A 19,872-nucleotide genomic window follows, 5' to 3' on the forward strand; every position below is an offset into this window, starting at 1 on the left:
ATTGCAAAGCTGCAAATTTTCAAATGCGGTTAAACAGCGATTGAGATGCGCGAGGTTGGGTGGAACTGCGTTGCAGGCATCCGGTACGGTTGCGGTTGCCGTCATGCGCCAGGGCTGTGGCGCGTGCGGCTGCGGCTCTCGTCGGGTGCTGTGAGGGTGTGCAAAAAAGCGAGCAGATCGTTCATGCTCCCGCCCGTGCCATGGGGCGTGACGCCTAGCTCTTCAGCGGGGACGCCTTGCCGGTTGAGCCAGAACGTGGTGTAGCCGAACCAGTTCGCGCCGGCCGCGTCCCAGCCGTTCGACGAGACGAACACGATCTCGTCCGGCTCGACGCCGAATGCCTGCGTGCCGAGTGTGTAGGCGGCGGGTGCTGGCTTGTAGGCGCGGACCGTGTCGACTGAAAGGACGTGATCGAACAGTCCGCTCATGCCGGCGCTCTTGACGGCGATGTCGAGCATTTGCGGATTGCCGTTGGACAGAATGGCCAGGCCGAGCGCGGCTGACTGAGATTGCGCGCCCAGAGTGCCTTGAACGTCTGCAACTGCTTGTGGCGCCTTTGCCGCTTCGGCATGCCGCTCGCGCGGCTCACGCAACCGGCGCAGCGCGGGCACTGCATCCGGGAACGCCGACAGGCACGCGTATTCATCCATCAGACGCTTTTCCGCCGAGCGATTGAGCGTGAGGCCGAGCTTGTGCGCGGCGAAGCGCAGAGCATCGCGCGTGATGTTCCAGAACGGTTGATAGCGTGCGCCGGTGGGATCGGCAAGCGTGCGCAACTGGCTGTATTCGATCTGCTTCTGCCGCCATAGCTGCGAGAGCGCATCGCCGTGGCCGGGGAACATTTGCTCCGCCGCAGCGACGACCGAATGCACGTCGAACAGCGTGCCGTAGGCGTCGAAAATGACTGCTTTAGGGGAGAGTGTCGTTGTGGCCGACATTGCCGTGCGCTCCAATTCGAGGTCAAACTGATTGTATTAGTGATACTTCACGCTTAAAAAGAGGCTAAACATCACTTGATCTTTTACTTTCACCCACCTAATCTGGATCCCGTTCCTACTTTCGGTGCGGACGCCGGGGCTCTTGCCCGCATCCGGCGTCCCGCTTCAGCGACTTCATGGACCGTTTCAAGCAGATCGAGACTTTTGTCACCGTCGCGGCCAAGGGTAGCCTGTCGGCGGCGGCGCAGGCCGAAGGCGTAGCGCCTGCCATCATCGGCCGCCGCATCGATGCGCTCGAAGAGCGGCTGGGCGTGAAACTGCTGGTGCGCACCACGCGCAAGATCACGCTGACCTTCGAGGGCTCGGCGTTCCTCGAAGACTGCCAGCGAGTCATCAACGATATGCAGAACGCCGAGGCGAGCGTCTCGGCGGGCGGCGTGAAGGCGAGTGGCCACCTGCGCGTATCGGCGCCGGCCGGTTTCGGGCGGCGCCATGTCGCGCCGCTGGTGCCGGCATTTACCGTGGCACATCCCGACGTCTCGATCACACTCGATCTGTCCGACCGGCTGGTGGACCTGGTCAACGAGGGCTTCGATTGCGCAGTGCGGCTGGGGGAATTGCCGGATTCGTCGCTGGTGTCGCTGCGGCTCGGTGAAAACCGCCGAGTCTGCGTGGCGTCGCCGGCCTATCTGACACGCTGCGGCGCGCCGCAAAGCCTCGCCGACCTGGTCCATCACAACTGTCTTGCACTCGGCGCCAGCGCCAACCAGCAGCGCGGCTGGGTGTTCCAGCAGGGCGACAAGGTCGTCTCGATCAAGGTGTCCGGCACGATGGAATGCTCCGACGGCGCGGTGCTGCACGAGTGGTGTCTCGAGGGTTATGGGCTGGCGTGGCGTTCGTGGTGGGAAGTGGGCACCGATATCGCGGCCGGACGGCTCGTCAGCGTACTCGATGAGTTCGCCGCACCGCCCATCGGTATTCACGCCGTTTTTCCGCAGCGCCGCCATCTGCCGTTGCGGGTGCGGCTGTTCCTGGACTTTCTTAAACATACCTACGGTCATCCCGGTTATTGGGGGTGAGGGCGGGGCCGCCATAGACCGGATCGAAGCCCCGCGCGGGTTTCCGATATGCGGACAGACCCGCAAGCGGGCGTCGTGTCGACTCAGGCGCACTACAATCGATTGGGGCGGCGCGTTTTCCGTTTCGTAAGGTTCGGGTTCGGCCCGGCTTTCGCTGTCCTGAAGACCTGCTTGGCGGTGGCCGATGCGATGCAATACATTGCCGCCGCTTTGCAGGTCCAGCCGCAGTCGACGACGGAGGCACCATGTTCAGACACATCCTGGTTCCGACGGATGGTTCAGACTTGTCACGAAAAGCGATCGAAGGCGCAATCGATCTTGCTCAGGCGATCGGCGCGGATGTCACCGCGTATGCCTGCTTGCCGCAATATCCCTACTCGCCGTTCTCCGAAGTGGTGATCGAGCCGCCCGGCGATTTCCTGGAGCGCAGCGAGCGCGAAGCGCGCGTGCATCTGCGGGAGGTCGAGTGGGCTGGGCGCAACGTTGGGGTGATCGTCAGAAGCCTCACCAGCGTGCATCCGGCGCCGTATCTCGGCATCATCGAGGCGGCCGAAAAGGGTGGTTGCGACGTGATCTTCATGGCCTCGCATGGACGCCGCGGACTCGGCAGCCTGTTGATCGGCAGCGAGACGCAGCGGGTGCTCACGCACACGAAGATTCCGGTGATCGTGTATCGGTAAATGAACGCGGCCTGGAAAAAACGCGCCGGCGGGATGAAGCCGGCGCGCTGCCTGCGGCATATCATAGTTAGCTGTGCCATCTACTTTTCTCTCAGATTCCGCGGTCCGCCCGGGCCCGTCTGGAGACCTTGTGGGTCTCGCTTGCAGGCCTTCTCCGGCTTGACTGTCTCCTCCCTGATTGCGGTCCTCTGGCGGGACCACTTTTCGGTCTGTCTGCCTGCCTGTCGATTCGCCTGGGCTTTTACTTTCAAGCCCCCGTTTCAAGTTGTTAGCCGGCACAGACCTGGTTTGAACCATGGTTTGTGCCGACCAACGCCTTACGCCACCTTCTTGTCGAAAAACTGTTCGTCTTCCGTCGAGCCATGCAGCGCAGTCGTCGAGGCCTCGCGTTCGACCGTTTGCGTCACGGCGTCGAAGTAGCCCGTGCCCACTTCGCGCTGGTGCTTGACCGCGGTGAAGCCCTTTTCGGCCGCTGCGAATTCCGCCTGCTGCATTTCGACGAACGCGGTCATCTGGTTGCGGGCATAACCGTGCGCGAGATTGAACATCGAGTAGTTGAGCGCGTGGAAGCCAGCCAGCGTGATGAACTGGAACTTGTAGCCCATCGCACCGAGTTCCTTCTGGAACCTCGCGATCGTCGCGTCATCGAGGTTCTTCTTCCAGTTGAACGACGGCGAGCAGTTGTACGCGAGCATCTTGCCCGGGAATTCCTTGTGGATCGCCTCGGCGAATTTTTTCGCGAATGCGAGGTCAGGCTTGCCGGTTTCGCACCAGATCATGTCGGCGTACGGCGCGTATGCGAGGCCGCGCGAGATGGCCTGTTCGATGCCCGGGCGCGTGCGGTAGAAGCCTTCGACGGTGCGCTCGCCGGTCAGGAACGGCTTGTCGTTGTCGTCGATGTCCGAGGTGACCAGGTCGGCGGCTTCCGCGTCGGTGCGGGCGAGCAGGACGGTCGGCGTGCCGGAGACGTCCGCGGCCAGACGCGCCGCGGTCAGCTTGGCGATGTTTTCGCGGGTCGGCACGAGCACCTTGCCGCCCATGTGGCCGCACTTCTTCACCGAGGCGAGCTGGTCTTCGAAGTGCACGCCAGCAGCGCCCGCTTCGATCATGGCCTTCATCAGTTCGAACGCGTTCAGCACGCCGCCGAAACCGGCTTCAGCGTCGGCCACGATCGGCGCGAAGAAGTCGACATAGCCTTCGTCGCCGGGGTTCTTGCCTTCGGACCACTGGATCTGGTCGGCGCGCGTCAGCGTGTTGTTGATGCGCTTGACCACGAGCGGCACCGAGTTGGCCGGATACAGCGACTGGTCCGGGTACATTTCGCCGGCGACGTTGGCATCGCCCGCCACCTGCCAGCCCGACAGATAGATCGCCTTGAGGCCGGCCTTCACCTGCTGCATGGCCTGGTTGCCGGTCAGGGCGCCGAGCGAGTTCACGAACGGCTCGTTGTTGACGCTTTCCCACAGTTTTTCCGCGCCACGTCTGGCGAGCGTGTGCTCAACCGGCACCGAGCCACGCAGGCGCACCACGTCATCTGCGCTATAGGTGCGTTTGATGCCCTTCCAGCGCGGATCGGTTTCCCATTGCTGCTGGAGTTGCTGTGCTTGCTGTTGGCGTGACGTCATGGTTTTGCTCCTTGGATTGCCTGGATAGTGGATCGGTGAACTCTTTCTTCTCGAAGCGCCGTGCCGCGAAGGCGTTTCGTTTCGGGAAGTCTTGTATAAGAGTCTAGGCAAATCGAAGTGCGCGCAATAGATACACGTCACATGTTCTGTGAGATTTTTAATTGTTTAAAATCAATTACTTATTAAATTTGTTTCGCATTGAGAAACGTGATTTTCCCTGCTGCAATAGTCTCGTTGTGCCACGCAGCACGATTTTTTACGAGGCAAAAAAATTTTCCACATCGTGAAATTTTGTGTGCGACCAAAATCCGGACGAAAAAAAACCGGTGCACGAGCACCGGTTTCGTCTGGGTTGAGGGCGGCGCATGGCCGTCCATCGCCCATTTAACTACTTATTCAGCTACCACGGCGCGCCGTACGCGGACCGTCGCTGCGGCGTGCGCCGTAGCCACCGTCGCGCGAACCGCCGAAGCCTTCGCGCGAACCGCCGCCGGCCGATTTGCCGGCCCAGCCGCCGCCATTGCCGCCACCGTTGCCGGTGCGGGCGCCGCCGCCATTACCGGCCGGCTTGCCAGCACCGCTGCCGCTGCCGAAGCGACGGCCACCGCCGTTGCCACCGCCCGGACGGCCACGGCCGCCAAAGCCAGGACGGCCATTGCCCGACGGAGCCGACTTGCGCGGCTCGAAGCCTTCGACGACGTTGACCGCCAGCGGCGTACGCACGAAACGCTCGATGCGCTTCAACGCGCCTTGTTCCGCGTGATGCACGAGGCTCACGGCGATACCCGAGCGGCCAGCACGGCCGGTACGGCCGATACGGTGCACGTAGTCTTCAGCAAACTTCGGCAGGTCGTAGTTGAACACGTGCGTGATGCCGGGGATGTCGATACCGCGAGCTGCGACGTCAGTTGCGACCAGCACGCGCACACGACGCTCGCGCAGGGCTTTGATCGTGCGGTTACGTGCGCCTTGCGGCAGATCGCCGTGCAGTGCAGCCGATTCGAAGCCAGCGTCGGCAAGACGGCCAGCCAGTTGATCGGCGTCCATCTTGGTTGCCGTGAAAACGATAGCCTGGTCGAGGCCGGAGTCGCGCAGCAGATGGTCGAGCAGACGGTCCTTGTGATCGCGGTCGTCGACGTAGTGAACGGTTTGCGCGATGTTGGTGCGCTGCTCCATACGCTGGACGATCTCGATACGCTCCGGGTCCTTCAGCAGACGGCCGGTCAGCGAAGTGATCTTGCCGTCGAGCGTGGCCGAGAACAGCATGGTCTGGCGCGAAGCCGGCGTAGCGGCAACGATCGTTTCGATGTCTTCGATGAAGCCCATGTCGAGCATGCGGTCAGCTTCGTCGAGCACGAGGATCTGCAGTTGCGACAGATCGATACGGCCGCGTTCCAGGTGGTCGATCAGACGGCCCGGCGTAGCAACCAGAATTTCCGGGTTCTTCGCAAGCAGCATCAGCTGCTGGCCATAAGCGACGCCACCGAGAATGCTGACGGTGCGCAGGCGCTTCAGGTGCTTGCCATACGTGGCAGCGGCGGTGGTGACCTGCATTGCGAGTTCGCGGGTCGGCGTCAGAACGAGCATGGTCGGACGGGCAACCGGCTGCGGGCGGCGCGTGCGGGCGCCGTCAGCGGGACGCGGTTCACGCGGCTGGCTGGCTTGCGCCTTTTGCAGTTGCGAGAAACGCTCGATGGCGGGCAGCATGAACGCGGCGGTCTTGCCCGAGCCGGTCGGGCTCGAGACCATCAGATCGCGGCCGGCGATGCCAGCGGGGATCGCGCGTTGCTGAACCGGGGTCGGGTTTTGGTAGCCAGCGGCGGTCAGTGCGGAGACGACGTCCGGGGACAGACCGAGCGACGCGAACGACGGGCCGGCCGGTGCTGCGGTTTCGGCTGCGACGGCTTCCGGCGCTGCAGCAACGGCTGCGGCTTGTGCGGGTGCTGCGTCACTGGCGGCGAGACCGAGGGCTTGGTCGGCGATGGCGTTCAACGGGCTGCTGGGGGTATTGCTCGAAGTCATGAGAATCCTTGAAACGATCCTGGGTGATGCACGGAATAAATACGTCGGCGCCAATCGGCATACCCAAGTCGTCGGATTCAGCGAGCAAAGAAGCAGCGAGCAAATCGAAAAACGGGGGCAGCTCGCGACAATGAAGGCGAGCTTTTCGTTAGAAGCTGTATCGGTTGCGACATGCCAACACGGCGTGCCGCCAGCCTGGTACATGATCGCCCGTAGGGGGCTAGGCAGGAGGGGACAGGTTCTAAACTGGATTGGAGCAAAACGCTACGAGGCGCTGCGCCGCAAAGGCCGCTGGAGAAAGCCGGGCAAAGCAGTGAAGCGCAGGCAGGATTGTAACGGCTTTTGCTGCACTGCGCCACATGTTTAAGACATTTCCGTGAAGGAAAGCGGCGGTTCTACCTAAACTGGCGACCGCTCTCAGGCCGAGGCGCCGCTTTTCAGCGATTCGACCAGTTCGACGTACTGCTGCTTGGCGGTGTCCTGTGCCGTGCCTTTCAGCGCGGCCCATGCGTCGTACTTGTATTTGCCGACGATATCGGTGAAGCCCGGCTTGTCGCCCTGCACATCGCCCTTGGTGGCCTGCTTGTAGAGCGCGTACAGGCGCAGCAGCGTCAGGTTGCCCGGACGTTCCGGCAGTTGTTGCACTTCTTCGTGGGCTTTCGCGAATTGCGCGTCGACGTCGCTCATGTGTTTCTCCGTGGCAAATTCAAGATGGGCCGACGATCATAACAAGCGACCTCGCCCGGTGCATCGAACGAAGCTCGAACGATTACTCCAAACGGCGTGGCGAGCGGGGCGCTTCGCGCAAGCCTATGCGCCGTTCTGCGCGGCTGCGTGCACGCTGCCTGTCCGGCAACTGGGGACGTCGCATTACAATAGCGGTCATGACCCGAACTGTGCTGCTTGCCCTCGATACGTCGACCGAATTCTGCTCGGTCGCGCTTCTGTCCGCCGCCGTCGACGCGGCGGGCGCCTCCGCCTCCGAACCGCGCACGTGGGTGCGTCATGAGGCGACCGGTGCGGTGTCCAGCACGCGCCTGTTGCCCGCAATCCGCGAACTGTTCGACGAAGCCGGCCTCAAGCTCGCTGATTGCGACGCGATTGCCTTCGGGGCGGGGCCTGGATCGTTCACGGGCCTGCGGACTGCGACCGGTGTTGCCCAGGGGCTCGCTTTCGGCCTGAATTGCCCGGTGGTGCCAATCGGTACGCTGCTCGCCTGCGCCGAGAGCGCGCGTTTGCGCGATCCGTCCGTCAAGCGGGTGCTGGCGGCGCTCGACGCCCGCATGGACGAGGTGTATTGGGCCGATTACGCATGGGATGACGCACAAGGCGAATGGCGCACCGTCCAGCCGGCGTCACTTGATGCGCCGGACCGCCTGAGCTTGCCCGATGAGCCGTTTACGCTGGCGGGTAACGCTGCTGCAGCGTTCGGCGCGCGCCTTGTGGCCACAACGGTGGCGCAGGTGATCGACGGTGACGCGCTCCCGCATGCGTTGCCGCTCGCGTTTGCGGCGCTGCGTGCGCTACGCGCAGGCCGTACGGTTCCGGCAGAGCTTGCCGCGCCCGAGTATGTGCGAAACAAGGTTGCGCAGACTACGGCAGAACGGATGGCGGATAAGGCTGAGAAAGCGGCAAAGGCGGAACAGGCTGCGAAACATGTGGCGCCTCAGGTAGCGAATCAATCAGCGAACCAGGCATCGTCGCACCCAACATCGCAAGGCGAGGGCGGACGATGAGCGGCGTGTTGCTGGCGGACCGCTACATGTCGCCAATGACCGAAGGCGATCTCGACGAGGTCGCTATCATCGAAAAAGCGGCGTACGAATTTCCATGGAGCCGCGGCAATTTTGAAGATTCGCTGCGCAACGGCTATTTCGGCGTGTGCCTACGTCATGTCACGGGTAGCCTGATCGGCTACTGCGTGCTGATGCCGGTGGTCGACGAGATGCATCTGCTGAATCTGTGCGTGGCGCCCGCCGCGCAAGGTGTGGGCGCGGGCCTGTCGCTGCTGCGCGAAGCGGTGCGTATCACGCGCAACGAAAAACTTGACGGGCTGCTGCTCGAAGTCCGGCCTTCGAACCACCGGGCTATCCGGCTCTATGAACGCTTCGGCTTCGCTTCGATCGGCCGTCGCAAGAACTATTATCCGGCGCGGCATCGCAGCCGGGAGGATGCCATCGTGATGCGTTTTTCTTTTGTCAGGGAGGGCGCAGATGGCGCTGCATGAATCCGCTTTGGAAGAGTTCGGCCTTGCACCGATGTGGGTGCGTCGCGGAATGGGGCAGGCGAGTGACGGCGAGGCTGCGCCAGCGGCCGCGGCACCTGAAACTGCAGTTGCAGCGCCTGCTGCAGGCGTCAGTCGTGTGCCGCAAAGCCTCAGACAGGAGACCGTGCCTGCCGAGCGTGTCGAAGCTGATCCGCGTTCTTCGGTGCGCCAGGACGACCTGCCGCCGCGAGCGCCCGAACGCGGCACGTCCGCCACGACGCCGCGTGCACCCGCTGCGCGTCCCGAACAGACTGTAGATACCGCCCGCTCCGGCGCTGCCTCATCGTCCGCCCCGCCTGACGACGATTTCGCCTGGTTCGACGACCTGCCGACCCAGCCGCCGTCCGGGGCGCCCCTGGTACCCGCCGAGGCGCGCGCGAAGCCGTCGTCGGTCGACTCCCTCGACTGGGATGCGCTCGCCGAACGCGTGGCTGGCTGCCAGCAATGCCGCTTGTGCGAGAAGCGCACCAACACGGTATTTGGCGTCGGCGATCGCAACGCCGACTGGATGCTGATCGGCGAAGCGCCAGGCGAAAACGAGGATCGTCAGGGCGAGCCGTTCGTTGGCCAGGCCGGCAAGCTGCTCGACAACATGCTGCGTTCGCTGACGCTCGCGCGTGACACCAACGTCTACATCGCCAACGTGATCAAATGCCGGCCGCCCGGCAACCGCAATCCCGAGCCAGACGAGGTCATGCGTTGCGAGCCGTATCTGCAGCGTCAGGTCGCGCTCGTCAAGCCGAAGCTGATCGTTGCGCTCGGCCGTTTCGCAGCACAGAGTCTTCTGAAGACCGATGCGAGTATTTCGTCGCTGCGCGGCCGCGTGCATACCTATGAGGGCGTGCCGGTCATCGTGAGCTATCACCCGGCCTATCTGCTGCGCAGCCTGGCCGACAAGTCGAAGGCGTGGGCGGATCTTTGTCTCGCCCGCGACACGTGGCTCAAGGCGGCCGAAACGACTGCCGGAACAACGGCCGACTGATGAACGCGATCCGGCCGGCCGCGCTTCCGGCCGCTGTGCCTGCGGCGCAATGGGATGCGCTGTGCCAGCCGGTAGTGCGCGATCTCGCCTGGCTACTGTTCAGCGCGGATCTGTTGCGCGAGCAACCACCAGTGGGGATGCTCGCCAGCGCCTTCGAAACCTCCGACGAGCTCGCTGCCACAATCGCCTGGTTGCACGCGCTCGATGCCGATCCGACCGGGTTGCAACGCGACATCGCAGCGGCCCGCCTCACCCGTCTTGGCCGTTACGCGGAGTGTCTGCTCGCATGGTTCCTGCAGCATGGCCCCACCGCGCGTCTCATCGCGGCGAACGTACCTCTGCGGCGCGCGGGTCTGACCTTAGGTGAATGTGACTTTCTGGTGCAGACGCAAGCGGGTCGGCGTCTGCACTGGGAACTGGCCGTCAAGTGTTATCTGCACGCGGGAGACTCGCGCGCGCAACTGGCGGACTATGTCGGCCCGAATCTGCAGGACCGCTTCGATCTGAAACTGAGCCACCTGCTCGATCATCAGTTGCCGCTCAGCGCGCGCGTCGAGTTCGCCTCACTGGGGCACGTGGGTCCGTGGGAACCGCAGATGTTTATCAAGGGCTGGCTGTTCTACCCGCTAGGGCAATGGCAACGGCATGAACGGGACGAGCCGGCCGGCGAGCCCGCGGAAATCGATCCGGCCCATGCACGAGGCTGGTGGACGACGCGCACGGACTGGCCGGCTTTCGCGGCCGGCCATGCGCAGGCGTGGCGGGTTTTGCCGCGGCTAGAGTGGCTCGCGCCGCGCAGGCATGAGCCGGGGGCGGCGGAAGCGGAAGGTATTGCATTTGTCGATGCACTTGCCCTGAACGAGCGCGTGGCGCATCAAAACGGCCCGACCATGGTCGCGGCCTTCTGGATCGACGACGCGGGCCGTTGGGTCGAGCGCTCCCGTGGTTTTATCGTGCCGGACGACTGGCCGCAGAAAGCGCAGGCATTCGCGCGGCAGTGAACCTCAGCGGGTGCCGCTCGCAGCGACACCGGCCGGCTCAACTCACCACCAGCGATAAAAATGATGCACGGGCCCGACGCCACGGCCGACGTCGAGTTGATCGCTGGCCTCAAGCGCGCCGGTCAGATACGCCTTCGCATCCGCTACAGCACCCGCGAGGTCGTCGCGCTGCGGGATCAGCGCCGCAATCGCCGATGACAGCGTGCAGCCGGTCCCATGCGTGTTCGTCACCGGCACGCGCCGCGCGCCGAGTCGCAGCGTGCCCGACTCCTGCACGAGCCAGTCCGGGCTGTCGGAAGCCGCGAGATGGCCGCCTTTCATCAGCACTGCGCGGGCGCCGAGCGCCCGCAACGCTTCGCCTTGTTCGATCATGCCTGCTTCGTCGATGGCAGCGGTAAGGCCCAGTAAGGCAGCCGCTTCCGGCAGATTCGGCGTCAGCAGGTCGGCGAGCGGCAGCAACTCGTCGCGCACCACGGCCACCGCGTCGGGTAACAGCAGCGCGTGATTGCTCTTGGAGATCATCACGGTATCGAGCACGACGTGCTTCGGCCGATGCCGCCGTAGCGCCTCGGCGACAGCCCGCGCCACCTGGGCGTTCGCTAGCATGCCGATCTTCACCGCGTCGATGCGGATATCGTCGAAGACCGCGTCGAGTTGCGCCGTGACGAATGCCGGCTCGGGCGTATGAATCGCCGTCACGCCGCGTGTGTTTTGCGCCGTCAGCGCGGTAATCACGCTCGCGCCGTAGGCACCGAGCGCCGAAAAGGCTTTGAGGTCGGCCTGAATGCCGGCGCCGCCGCCGGAGTCGGAGCCGGCGATCGTCAGGACGTTGGGAATCCGTTGAGTCATGAAAGTGCTGCTGCGTCAGTGTTTCACTTCGCCGATCAGCGCGACCGAGTCGAACGCGCGCTGGTTCGCCTGGTGGCGCCGCATCACGAACCACATCATCACGCACACGAAGGTGCCGAACAGCACGATAACCGCCGACACCGGCACGTCGAGCCACACCAGCACCGCGTACAGGCACAGCATTACGAGCACCGAGAGGTTTTCGTTGAAGTTTTGCACAGCGATAGAGTGACCCGCGGAAAGCAGCACGTGGCCGCGATGCTGCAACAGCGCATTCATCGGTACCACGAAAAATCCCGACAGGCCGCCAACGATCATCAGGAAAATATACGCAAGGATCAGATAGCCCGACACGTGCATATGGCCGAAGTAAAAGCCCCAATGAGCGGGAAACAGGTTGCGCGTATAGAAGGCCATCATCATCACCGCGATGCCCATCGCGATGCCGACCGGCAATACCGAAAGGGACTTCTTGAGCGGCACGCGCGAGGCCGCGAAGATCGCGCCCGCTGCCACGCCGACGGCCACGACCGCCTGCAGGATCGCGCCTTCGGACAACGACATGCCGAGCGACACTTCGGCCCACTTCAGCACGATGAACTGCAGCGTCGCGCCGGCACCCCAGAACAGCGTGGTGACCGCGAGCGATATCTGTCCCAGCTTGTCGTGCCAGAGAATCAGGAAGCAGTCCGCAAAATCGGTGACGAGCTTGACTGGGCCTCTCTCCTGTTTCGGATAGCGGGCACCGGTGTCGGGAATGCGCAGATTGAAGAGTGCGGCGACCACGTAGATCGCCATGATCACCAGCATGGCCGCTTCGGCTGGCGTGTCGACGGTCGGAATGTGGTGCTTGAGAATGTGCGAGGCGATATGCGGGCTGATCAACGCACCGCCTAATACGGTGCCAAGAATGATCGAACCGACCGTGGTGCCTTCAATCCAGCCGTTGGCGGCGACGAGGCGGTCAGGCGGCAGCAGTTCGGTGAGGATGCCGTATTTGGCGGGCGAGTAGGCCGCTGCTCCAAAGCCGACGATACCGTACGCAATCAATGGATGCGCGCCGATCAGCATCGTGAAGCAGCCGACCACCTTGATGGTATTGGTGACGAACATGACACGCCCTTTCGGACGCGAATCGGCGAAGGCGCCGACGAAGGCAGCGAGGACGACGTACGACAGCACAAAGAACAACTTGAGCAGCGGCGTCATCCAGTTTGGGGCGTGAAGATCTTTCAGCAGTGCAATTGCAGCGATCAGAAGCGCATTGTCGGCCAGCGACGAAAAAAACTGCGCGGCCATGATGGTGTAAAAACCTTTTTTCATCTGATGCGATGCTGTCCTCGCTGCGGTCTGTCCGCCCCGGCCGTGTGCAAGGCGTCCGGGCTTATGCCGTTCGAAATGGGTTGTGCGCACGGCTTTATATCACGAAAATAGCTGGATTCGGACTAGCAGAATCCTTGATCGCACCGCCCAGCGGGCTCCTGAGCGCTGAAAACGCACTGTAAGCTCCTGATTCGCAAGCGTCTTTACGAAAACATCCCATGCCGCGCCCCCTCTCAGCCACGATTCACACCGCAGCGCTCGCCAATAACCTCGCCGTCGTCCGTCGTTATGCCCCAAATTCGAAAATCTGGGCTGTCGTCAAAGCCAATGCGTACGGACATGGCCTCGCAAGAGCCTTTCCCGGTTTACGCGCAACGGACGGCTTTGGATTGCTCGACCTCGAAGAAGCCGTGAAGTTGCGTGAATTGGGCTGGGCCGGGCCAATTCTTTTGCTCGAAGGCTTTTTTCGCCCCACCGACATTGATGTGATCGATCGTTACAGCCTCAGCACGGCGCTGCATTCGGACGAACAGTTGCGCATGCTGGAAATGGCGCGCCTGTCTAAACCCGTCAATATCCAGCTGAAAATGAATAGCGGCATGAATCGCCTCGGCTATACGCCGGAGCGGTTCCGGGCGGCGTGGGAGAGGGCGCGTGCGTGTCAGGGAGTGGGTCAGATTACGCTGATGACGCATTTCTCGGACGCTGACAGCGACCGCGGCGTCGCCCATCAGATGGACACGTTCGAGCGCGGCGCGCAGGGCATCGCGGGGGCTCGCAGCCTCGCCAACTCGGCGGCCACGCTATGGCACCCGTCGTCGCATTTCGACTGGGTGCGCCCGGGCATCATTCTGTACGGTGCTTCACCGTCGGGCTTCACCGCTGCGATCGAGGGTACGGGACTGCAACCCGCCATGACGCTCGCCTCGGAGCTGATCGCGGTGCAGAACGTCGCCGAGGGCCAGACCGTCGGTTATGGCTCGATTTTCAAGGCGCGCAGCCCGATGCGCATCGGCGTGGTGGCGTGCGGTTATGCGGACGGCTATCCGCGAGTTGCGCCGGATGGCACGCCGGTGATCGTCGATGGGATACGGACACGGGTCGTCGGCCGGGTGTCGATGGATATGCTGACCGTCGACCTGACGCCGTGCCCGACGGCCGGTGTCGGTTCGCGCGTCGAGTTGTGGGGCAACGCACTGCCGATCGACGACGTCGCCAAGGCGTGCGGCACGATTGGCTACGAGCTGATGTGTGCGGTGGCGCCGCGCGTGCCGGTGCGAGCGGAATAGGCGGGCGCGTGGCTAAACCGAAGACGATGTACACCTGCACCGAATGTGGCGGGCAGGCGCCCAAGTGGCAGGGCCAGTGCCCGGCATGTCATGCATGGAATACGCTGGTGGAGACGGTGGCCGAGTCGCCGTCCGCGCACCGTTTCCAGTCGCTCGCCAAAAGTGCCCCAGTGCAGCGCCTCGCGGATATCGAGGCGTCGGACGTGCCGCGCTTTTCGACCGGCGTCAGCGAATTCGATCGCGTGCTGGGCGGCGGCCTGGTGCCGGGCGGGGTGGTGCTGATCGGTGGCGATCCTGGAATCGGCAAATCGACCTTGTTGCTGCAGTCGCTCGGGGAAATCGCCCACGAGCGGCGCGCGCTTTATATCAGCGGCGAAGAATCGGCTGCGCAGATTGCGTTGCGGGCGCAACGGCTTTCGCTGCTCGATCCCGGCTCCAAGGCCAGTGAACTCAGACTGCTCGCCGAGATCCAGCTCGAAAAAATCCAGGCGACCATCGAAAGCGAACGGCCTGAGGTCGCCGTGATCGATTCTATCCAGACGGTCTACTCCGAGGCGCTCACGTCGGCACCAGGCTCGGTCGCGCAGGTGCGCGAATGCGCGGCGCAATTGACGCGGATTGCCAAACAATCCGGCACCGCGATCATCATGGTCGGCCACGTGACCAAGGAAGGCAATCTGGCGGGCCCGCGAGTGCTCGAGCATATCGTCGACACCGTGCTGTATTTCGAAGGCGATACGCATTCGTCGTTCCGCCTCGTGCGCGCGTTCAAGAACCGCTTCGGCGCAGTCAACGAACTCGGTGTGTTCGCCATGACCGAGCGCGGACTGCGCGGCGTGGCAAATCCGTCGGCGCTGTTTCTCTCGCAGCACGAGCAGGTCGTGCCGGGCTCGTGCGTGCTGGTGACGCAGGAAGGCTCGCGGCCGCTGCTCGTCGAAGTGCAGGCGCTGGTGGATGCGGCCAATGTGCCGAACCCACGCCGCCTCGCGGTGGGGCTGGAACAGAACCGTCTGGCGATGCTGCTGGCGGTGCTGCATCGGCACGCCGGGATTGCCTGCTTCGATCAGGACGTCTTTCTGAACGCCGTGGGCGGCGTCAAGATCACGGAGCCAGCGGCGGACCTCGCGGTGCTGCTGGCGATTCATTCGTCGATGCGTAACAAACCGCTACCCAAGGGTTTGATCGTGTTCGGCGAAGTGGGGCTCGCCGGAGAGATCCGGCCCTCGCCGCGCGGCCAGGACCGCCTCAAGGAAGCGGCCAAGCTGGGCTTCTCGATCGCGTTGATTCCTAAGGCGAATGCGCCGAAACAGCCGATCGACGGCTTACAGGTTATTGCGGTAGACCGGCTCGAACAGGCTATCGACCGTATCAGAACGCTAGAGTAGGCGTCGTTTGCGGAGCATTTTTGCAGCAGGCGCCGCGTAATGCTCCGTAAATAACCGCGTATTGGATGTAACCCACGCAACACTCGTATTCCCTAAGCTGGTCAGGTCTGCCATCCCTCTTGAGCGGAAAAGGATCGCGCCTTGAAACAGTCTCACGAAACAGTGCCCGAGCGTCCCATGCAAGTCCGCGGTTGCCGCGTGTCTGCGCCCATCCGCCAGCCTTGGGGTGGCGCGTGCCGGATCGTCGAATGGATCGACACCACGGGCCAGATTTCGCGCCGCGTCGTGGCTGAAAACGTCACCGCGGATGAAGTGCGTGCCACCATCGACCGTCACGTCGAGGGACGGAAATACATGTTGTACGACGACGAACGGGCGCCACGTCAGACTTTGCCGCGGCGTTAGATGCGGCGGGGCGGGGGCGGGAGCTGGGTGCTGCCTGAGCTGGACCTGTGCCTGAGGCCCGCGATTTGATTCGCCTTTAGCCTGACAGCCCGTCTCCGTCATCGGCCGCCTCACTGGCTTCTTCGTCCGCGCTCGGTTCCGCTTCGGGATTGAATAGCGGATGTTGGGCTGCCTCCGCTGGCGTCAGCACCGGTGACACACAGCAATCGAGCGGCTCCAGCAAGCGCACCCAATCTTCCAGCGGGCGGCCAGCGATCAGGGTGGTCATGTCCTGTATCAACGCGAGCGCATCGGGTCCGCCGATGGCCTGCCCCACGCTCCAATGCCGATACGCCCATTCCGGACGATCAAGCGCGTGGCACAGCGTTTCCCAGAACTTGAGTTCGAGCGCTCCAACCGCGAGCCAGCGGCCGTCCTGCGTCCGATACAGGTTGTAGCAGGCCACACCACCGTTGAGCAGACCACCGCCGGCTGGCGGCGCGGCGCCGTCGTTGGCGAGCGAGACACGGGCGAGGAAGTTGTTCGCGTGGGTGGCGTGTGTCATCGATACGTCGACGAAGCGGCCGTTGCCGCCACGCGCCACCTGCCACAGCGCCGCGAGAATCTGCTCGACCGCGCTTGCGGCACCGCCCAGCAGATCGGCAATCTGGAAGTTCGGCAGGATCGGTACGCCGTCGCGGGCCGCCAGTTGCTCGAGGACGCCTGCGTAGCTGACGTAATTCAGATCGTGGCCGGCCTGACGGGCGAATGGGCCCGTCGAACCGTAGCCGGTGATAGCGCAGTAGACGAGCTTCGGATTGAGCACGCTCAGATTGTCGTAGCCGATGTCCAGCCGGTCCATCACGCCCGGCCGGAAGCTCTCGATCAGCACGTCGGCTTCCCGGGCCAGCGCGCGCAGTACGGTGCGTCCCGCTTCCGACTTGAGGTCGAGACGCGTCTCGCGCTTGCCGCGGTTGACCATGCGATAGAAGGCACCGGGACGGCCGGCGACCCGGTCGCTCGAGGCCTGCAGCATCGTGCGCGTCGGGTCTCCGGCGCCCGGGGCTTCGATCTTCAGCACATCCGCGCCCATTTCCGCCAGACGCAGAGCCGCGACCGGGCCGGGCAGCAGGCGCGTCAGGTCAAGGACGCGCAGGCCATGCAATGCAGCGGGAGACGTCAATGCCAACCTCCTCTCTCTGGAAAACGCCAGACCACCCAAAGTTTGCCGCCCCGCAGTAAGTCCCCTTAGGGAGCGCGCCCCCGGGGACTAGCGCGAAGCGACAGGGCGGGGCGCTTATTCTGAAGCCGGCGCGCCCAGCGCAGCGTCCTCATCCGATCTGTTCAAGTTCCTCGTGAGTATCGAGCCATTCGGCTTCGAGCGCTTCGAGGCGCGCATTCACATCCGCCTGACGGCGGATCGCCTCCGTCAGCCTGGTCTTCTGTTCAGGATCGTAACTCGCCGGATCCGCGACGAACGCATCCAGCGTCGCTTTTTCGGCGTTCAGCGCGTCCATTTCCTTTTCGATCTTGCCAATGCGATTCTGCAGCGGCTTTTTCAGCTGCGAGAGCTTCTGGCGCGTTTCGGCGTCCTGACGGCGCTGCTCCTTGCGGTTTGCAGCGTTGTCTTCGCCATTGCCGCTATTGCTGCCACTGCCGCTATTCGCTGCGCCTGCCGCGTTGCCGGCACTCCCGGCCTTCAGCGCGGCGCGCTGTTCGGCAGCATGCTGCAGCAGCCAGTCGCGGTAATCGTCGAGGTCGCCGTCGAACGGTTGCAGCCGGTGTTTCGCCACCAGCATGAATTGATCGGTGGTAGCGCGCAACAGGTGGCGATCGTGCGAGACGAGGATTAGCGTGCCTTCGAACTGGGCAAGCGCCATGGTCAACGCGTGACGCGTTTCCAGATCCAGGTGATTGGTCGGTTCGTCGAGCAGCAGCAGATTCGGCTTTTGCCAGATAACCAACGCCAGCGCGAGACGCGCTTTCTCGCCGCCCGAAAACGGTGCGATCGCGGCAGTCGCCATTTCCCCGGAGAAGTTGAAGCCGCCGAGGTAGTCGCGCAACTCCTGCTCTCGCGTGTCGGGCGCAAGCCGGGCCAGATGCTGCAGCGCCGAGTCTTGCGGGCGCAGCGTTTCGAGTTGATGCTGCGCGAAGTAGCCGATGCGCAGCCCCTTGCCTTCGCGAACGTCGCCGCCGAGCGCTTCGAGCGTGCCCGCGAGCGTCTTGATGAGCGTCGATTTACCCTGGCCGTTCGCGCCGAGCAGGCCGATGCGCTGGCCGTTCTGGATCGACAGCGTGACGTGCTCGACAATCGGAATCTCGCCGCTTTCGTTGCGATAGCCGCAGCGCACGCTCTCCATCACCATCATCGGGTTGGGGGCGGAGTCAGGTGTACGGAACTCGAACGTGAACGGCGATGAAGCATGGGCCGGCGCGATCAGTTCCATCTTTTCAAGTGCCTTCACCCGGCTCTGCGCCTGGCGTGCCTTGGTAGCCTGCGCCTTGAAGCGGTTGATGTAGCTCTGCAGATGTTCGACTGTGCGCCGCTGCTTCTCATACGCGCTTTGCTGCAGGGCGATCTGCTGGGCGCGCAGGATTTCGAACTGCGAATAGTTGCCGCCGTAGCGCTTGATCTGCTGTTGCTCCAGATGCAGCGTGACATTGCAGACCGAATCGAGAAATTCCCGGTCGTGCGAAATCACGATCAGCGTGCCCGGATAGCGATGCAGCCAGTCTTCGAGCCAGACGATGGCGTCGAGGTCCAGGTGGTTGGTCGGCTCGTCGAGCAGCAGCAGGTCGGAGCGGCACATCAGCGCCTGAGCCAGGTTCAGGCGCATGCGCCAGCCGCCGGAGAAGCTTGTCACCGGCAAGCGCGTCTGCTCGAGCGTGAAGCCCAGGCCAAGCAGCAGCGCTTCGGCGCGCGCCGGGGCGGTATAGCCGTCGGCGTCGGCAAAGGCCGCGTGTGCTTCGCCTTCCGCGGCCCCGTCGTGTGCGGCCGAGGCGGCAGCAATCGCTGCCTCGATGGCGCGCAGCGCGGCGTCGCCGTCCAGCGTGTAGGCGAGCGCGGTCTTGTCGACGGCGGGGGTTTCCTGCGCCACATGGGCGATCTGCCAGGCGGGTGGCATGGAAAAGTCGCCGCCGTCCGCGTGCAGTTCGCCGAGCAGCACGGCAAACAGGGTCGACTTGCCCGCGCCGTTCGCCCCGACCAGCCCGGCTTTCTCGCCGGGGTTCAGGGTGAAGGTGGTTTGTTCGAAGAGCGGCTTGGTGCCGCGCGCGAGACTGAACTGGTTAAAGCGGATCACTAAGAGGGGCCGGCTTGGAAAAAACGCTATTTTAGACCGCCGGAGGCGAGCCAGGCATCGGCCATTCGGCTAACTGTGCCAGTGGGGGTTTTAGCTTAGACTGACGCCTTTCACCACTATGTTGCATGGGACTGGAGTCAGCGCTTTGCATGGGACCGGAGTAGCGCGCTAAAGAGCGAACTCGGGGGGCATCTGAAGCGCTAGAATCCGGTCGACAACGGAGGGGACCATGACGTCAATTTATTCGTTCTCGGCGCGCACGCTCGGCGGCGAGGAAGTGAGCCTTGACCGATATAGCGGCAAGGTGCTGCTGATCGTCAATACGGCGAGCGAATGCGGCTTCACTCCGCAATATGCGGGACTCCAGAAACTGTACGAAACCTACGCGGGGCGCGACTTCGAGATTCTCGGCTTCCCGTGCAACCAGTTCGGCAAACAGGAGCCAGGTGACGCAACGCAGATCGGCAGCTTCTGCGAGAAGAACTACGGCGTGAGCTTCCCGATGTTCGACAAGATCGACGTGAACGGTGCCAACGCGCACCCGCTGTACCGCTATCTGACCGGTGAGGCGCCCGGTCTGCTGGGGCTAGAGGGTATCAAGTGGAATTTCACCAAGTTTCTGGTGAGCCGTGATGGCACGGTCGTCAAACGCTATGCGCCTGTGACCAAACCCGAATCGATCACCGGCGAGATCGAAAAGCTGCTTTAGGGGCGGGCGGCGGCGCCTGCGCAACACAGGCGATCCCG

At 63.5% G+C, this 19,872-nt stretch carries 19 protein-coding genes; 11 read left to right on the plus strand and 8 right to left on the minus strand.

Annotated elements, in window-relative coordinates:
• Window positions 1-101 precede the first annotated feature (101 nt).
• A complete protein-coding gene (locus P3T17_RS03180; RefSeq protein WP_429404659.1) occupies window positions 102-938 on the minus strand; it encodes a (S)-2-haloacid dehalogenase in 837 nt (278 codons plus the stop codon).
• Window positions 939-1,114: 176 nt separating this feature from the next.
• Between P3T17_RS03180 and P3T17_RS03185 the strand changes: the two genes are divergently transcribed.
• On the plus strand, window positions 1,115-2,017 hold the full coding sequence (locus P3T17_RS03185) for a LysR family transcriptional regulator (protein WP_429404661.1): 903 nt from the start codon (window positions 1,115-1,117) through the stop codon (window positions 2,015-2,017).
• A gap of 245 nt (window positions 2,018-2,262) precedes the next feature.
• On the plus strand, window positions 2,263-2,697 hold the full coding sequence (locus P3T17_RS03190) for a universal stress protein (RefSeq protein ID WP_074264252.1): 435 nt from the start codon (window positions 2,263-2,265) through the stop codon (window positions 2,695-2,697).
• A gap of 317 nt (window positions 2,698-3,014) precedes the next feature.
• On the opposite strand, the gene aceA is transcribed toward P3T17_RS03190, so the two are convergent.
• Together aceA and P3T17_RS03200 are read right to left on the minus strand one after the other, a co-directional pair.
• On the minus strand, window positions 3,015-4,322 hold the full coding sequence (gene aceA, locus P3T17_RS03195) for an isocitrate lyase (protein WP_074264253.1): 1,308 nt from the start codon (window positions 4,320-4,322) through the stop codon (window positions 3,015-3,017).
• A 396-nt stretch (window positions 4,323-4,718) separates the two neighbouring features.
• The gene (locus P3T17_RS03200) at window positions 4,719-6,344 is read right to left on the minus strand and encodes a DEAD/DEAH box helicase (RefSeq protein WP_429404663.1); all 1,626 of its coding nucleotides are present in this window, start codon (window positions 6,342-6,344) and stop codon (window positions 4,719-4,721) included.
• On the opposite strand from P3T17_RS03200, the gene P3T17_RS03205 reads away from it, so the two are divergent.
• Complete coding sequence (locus tag P3T17_RS03205; RefSeq protein ID WP_143787492.1) at window positions 6,343-6,711, plus strand: hypothetical protein; 369 nt, start codon at window positions 6,343-6,345, stop codon at window positions 6,709-6,711. The two genes, P3T17_RS03200 and P3T17_RS03205, sit on opposite strands and share 2 nt — an antisense overlap.
• A gap of 50 nt (window positions 6,712-6,761) precedes the next feature.
• On the opposite strand, the gene P3T17_RS03210 is transcribed toward P3T17_RS03205, so the two are convergent.
• Window positions 6,762-7,031, minus strand: coding sequence for an acyl-CoA-binding protein (locus P3T17_RS03210; protein ID WP_074264255.1), 270 nt, complete (start codon window positions 7,029-7,031; stop codon window positions 6,762-6,764).
• 197 nt (window positions 7,032-7,228) lie between these two features.
• On the opposite strand from P3T17_RS03210, the gene tsaB reads away from it, so the two are divergent.
• From tsaB to P3T17_RS03230, 4 genes are read left to right on the plus strand one after another with little or no spacing between them, the layout of a single operon-like run.
• Entirely contained in the window at window positions 7,229-8,080 is an 852-nt protein-coding gene (gene tsaB, locus P3T17_RS03215; RefSeq protein WP_429404665.1) for a tRNA (adenosine(37)-N6)-threonylcarbamoyltransferase complex dimerization subunit type 1 TsaB, read from the plus strand.
• Window positions 8,077-8,571 (plus strand): ribosomal protein S18-alanine N-acetyltransferase, encoded by a 495-nt coding sequence (gene rimI / locus P3T17_RS03220; protein WP_074264256.1) that lies wholly within the window; start codon window positions 8,077-8,079, stop codon window positions 8,569-8,571. Before tsaB ends, rimI begins: the two co-directional genes overlap by 4 nt.
• Window positions 8,558-9,592: a uracil-DNA glycosylase gene (locus P3T17_RS03225; protein WP_429404667.1), complete on the plus strand. Its 1,035-nt coding sequence runs from the start codon at window positions 8,558-8,560 to the stop codon at window positions 9,590-9,592. The genes rimI and P3T17_RS03225 overlap by 14 nt, the downstream gene beginning before the upstream one ends.
• Window positions 9,592-10,593 (plus strand): DUF1853 family protein, encoded by a 1,002-nt coding sequence (locus P3T17_RS03230; RefSeq protein WP_429404668.1) that lies wholly within the window; start codon window positions 9,592-9,594, stop codon window positions 10,591-10,593. Before P3T17_RS03225 ends, P3T17_RS03230 begins: the two co-directional genes overlap by 1 nt.
• A 42-nt stretch (window positions 10,594-10,635) precedes the next feature.
• Here the strand turns inward: P3T17_RS03230 and thiD are convergent, their stop codons facing one another.
• Window positions 10,636-11,442 carry a bifunctional hydroxymethylpyrimidine kinase/phosphomethylpyrimidine kinase gene (gene thiD, locus P3T17_RS03235; protein WP_429404669.1) on the minus strand — a complete coding sequence of 269 codons (807 nt, stop codon included), beginning with the start codon at window positions 11,440-11,442 and terminating at the stop codon, window positions 10,636-10,638.
• A 15-nt stretch (window positions 11,443-11,457) separates the two neighbouring features.
• Window positions 11,458-12,765 (minus strand): lysophospholipid transporter LplT, encoded by a 1,308-nt coding sequence (gene lplT / locus P3T17_RS03240; protein ID WP_074264260.1) that lies wholly within the window; start codon window positions 12,763-12,765, stop codon window positions 11,458-11,460.
• 218 nt (window positions 12,766-12,983) lie between these two features.
• Between lplT and alr the strand changes: the two genes are divergently transcribed.
• The 3 genes from alr to P3T17_RS03255 all read left to right on the plus strand — a co-directional run bounded on the left by alr (window position 12,984) and on the right by P3T17_RS03255 (window position 15,844).
• Entirely contained in the window at window positions 12,984-14,054 is a 1,071-nt protein-coding gene (gene alr, locus P3T17_RS03245; RefSeq protein WP_074264261.1) for an alanine racemase, read from the plus strand.
• A gap of 8 nt (window positions 14,055-14,062) precedes the next feature.
• A complete protein-coding gene (gene radA / locus P3T17_RS03250; RefSeq protein WP_074266025.1) occupies window positions 14,063-15,439 on the plus strand; it encodes a DNA repair protein RadA in 1,377 nt (458 codons plus the stop codon).
• Window positions 15,440-15,580: 141 nt separating this feature from the next.
• Window positions 15,581-15,844, plus strand: coding sequence for a DUF2866 domain-containing protein (locus P3T17_RS03255; protein WP_074264262.1), 264 nt, complete (start codon window positions 15,581-15,583; stop codon window positions 15,842-15,844).
• 76 nt (window positions 15,845-15,920) lie between these two features.
• Here the strand turns inward: P3T17_RS03255 and P3T17_RS03260 are convergent, their stop codons facing one another.
• On the minus strand, window positions 15,921-16,988 hold the full coding sequence (locus tag P3T17_RS03260; protein ID WP_429405489.1) for a CaiB/BaiF CoA transferase family protein: 1,068 nt from the start codon (window positions 16,986-16,988) through the stop codon (window positions 15,921-15,923).
• 166 nt (window positions 16,989-17,154) lie between these two features.
• A complete protein-coding gene (locus P3T17_RS03265; RefSeq protein ID WP_429404671.1) occupies window positions 17,155-19,125 on the minus strand; it encodes an ATP-binding cassette domain-containing protein in 1,971 nt (656 codons plus the stop codon).
• A 229-nt stretch (window positions 19,126-19,354) separates the two neighbouring features.
• Here P3T17_RS03265 and P3T17_RS03270 point away from each other — a divergent pair, with 229 nt between their 5' ends.
• Window positions 19,355-19,834, plus strand: a complete 480-nt coding sequence (locus P3T17_RS03270; protein WP_429404673.1) for a glutathione peroxidase — start codon at window positions 19,355-19,357, stop codon at window positions 19,832-19,834.
• Window positions 19,835-19,872 lie beyond the last annotated feature (38 nt).

The sequence above is a fragment of the Paraburkholderia sp. GAS82 genome, assembly GCF_050436285.1.
Classification (GTDB): Bacteria; Pseudomonadota; Gammaproteobacteria; order Burkholderiales; family Burkholderiaceae; genus Paraburkholderia; species Paraburkholderia phenazinium_B.

Excerpts from the sequence above, each read along its gene's own strand:
- P3T17_RS03180 (WP_429404659.1), bottom strand. The coding sequence starts at position 938 with ATGTCGGCCACAACGACACTCTCCCCTAAAGCAGTCATTTTCGACGCC.
- P3T17_RS03185 (WP_429404661.1), top strand. The coding sequence starts at position 1,115 with ATGGACCGTTTCAAGCAGATCGAGACTTTTGTCACCGTCGCGGCCAAG.
- P3T17_RS03190 (WP_074264252.1), top strand. The coding sequence starts at position 2,263 with ATGTTCAGACACATCCTGGTTCCGACGGATGGTTCAGACTTGTCACGA.
- aceA (WP_074264253.1), bottom strand. The coding sequence starts at position 4,322 with ATGACGTCACGCCAACAGCAAGCACAGCAACTCCAGCAGCAATGGGAA.
- P3T17_RS03205 (WP_143787492.1), top strand. The coding sequence starts at position 6,343 with ATGAGAATCCTTGAAACGATCCTGGGTGATGCACGGAATAAATACGTC.
- P3T17_RS03200 (WP_429404663.1), bottom strand. The coding sequence starts at position 6,344 with ATGACTTCGAGCAATACCCCCAGCAGCCCGTTGAACGCCATCGCCGAC.
- P3T17_RS03210 (WP_074264255.1), bottom strand. The coding sequence starts at position 7,031 with ATGAGCGACGTCGACGCGCAATTCGCGAAAGCCCACGAAGAAGTGCAA.
- tsaB (WP_429404665.1), top strand. The coding sequence starts at position 7,229 with ATGACCCGAACTGTGCTGCTTGCCCTCGATACGTCGACCGAATTCTGC.
- rimI (WP_074264256.1), top strand. The coding sequence starts at position 8,077 with ATGAGCGGCGTGTTGCTGGCGGACCGCTACATGTCGCCAATGACCGAA.
- P3T17_RS03225 (WP_429404667.1), top strand. The coding sequence starts at position 8,558 with ATGGCGCTGCATGAATCCGCTTTGGAAGAGTTCGGCCTTGCACCGATG.
- P3T17_RS03230 (WP_429404668.1), top strand. The coding sequence starts at position 9,592 with ATGAACGCGATCCGGCCGGCCGCGCTTCCGGCCGCTGTGCCTGCGGCG.
- thiD (WP_429404669.1), bottom strand. The coding sequence starts at position 11,442 with ATGACTCAACGGATTCCCAACGTCCTGACGATCGCCGGCTCCGACTCC.
- lplT (WP_074264260.1), bottom strand. The coding sequence starts at position 12,765 with ATGAAAAAAGGTTTTTACACCATCATGGCCGCGCAGTTTTTTTCGTCG.
- alr (WP_074264261.1), top strand. The coding sequence starts at position 12,984 with ATGCCGCGCCCCCTCTCAGCCACGATTCACACCGCAGCGCTCGCCAAT.
- P3T17_RS03270 (WP_429404673.1), top strand. The coding sequence starts at position 19,355 with ATGACGTCAATTTATTCGTTCTCGGCGCGCACGCTCGGCGGCGAGGAA.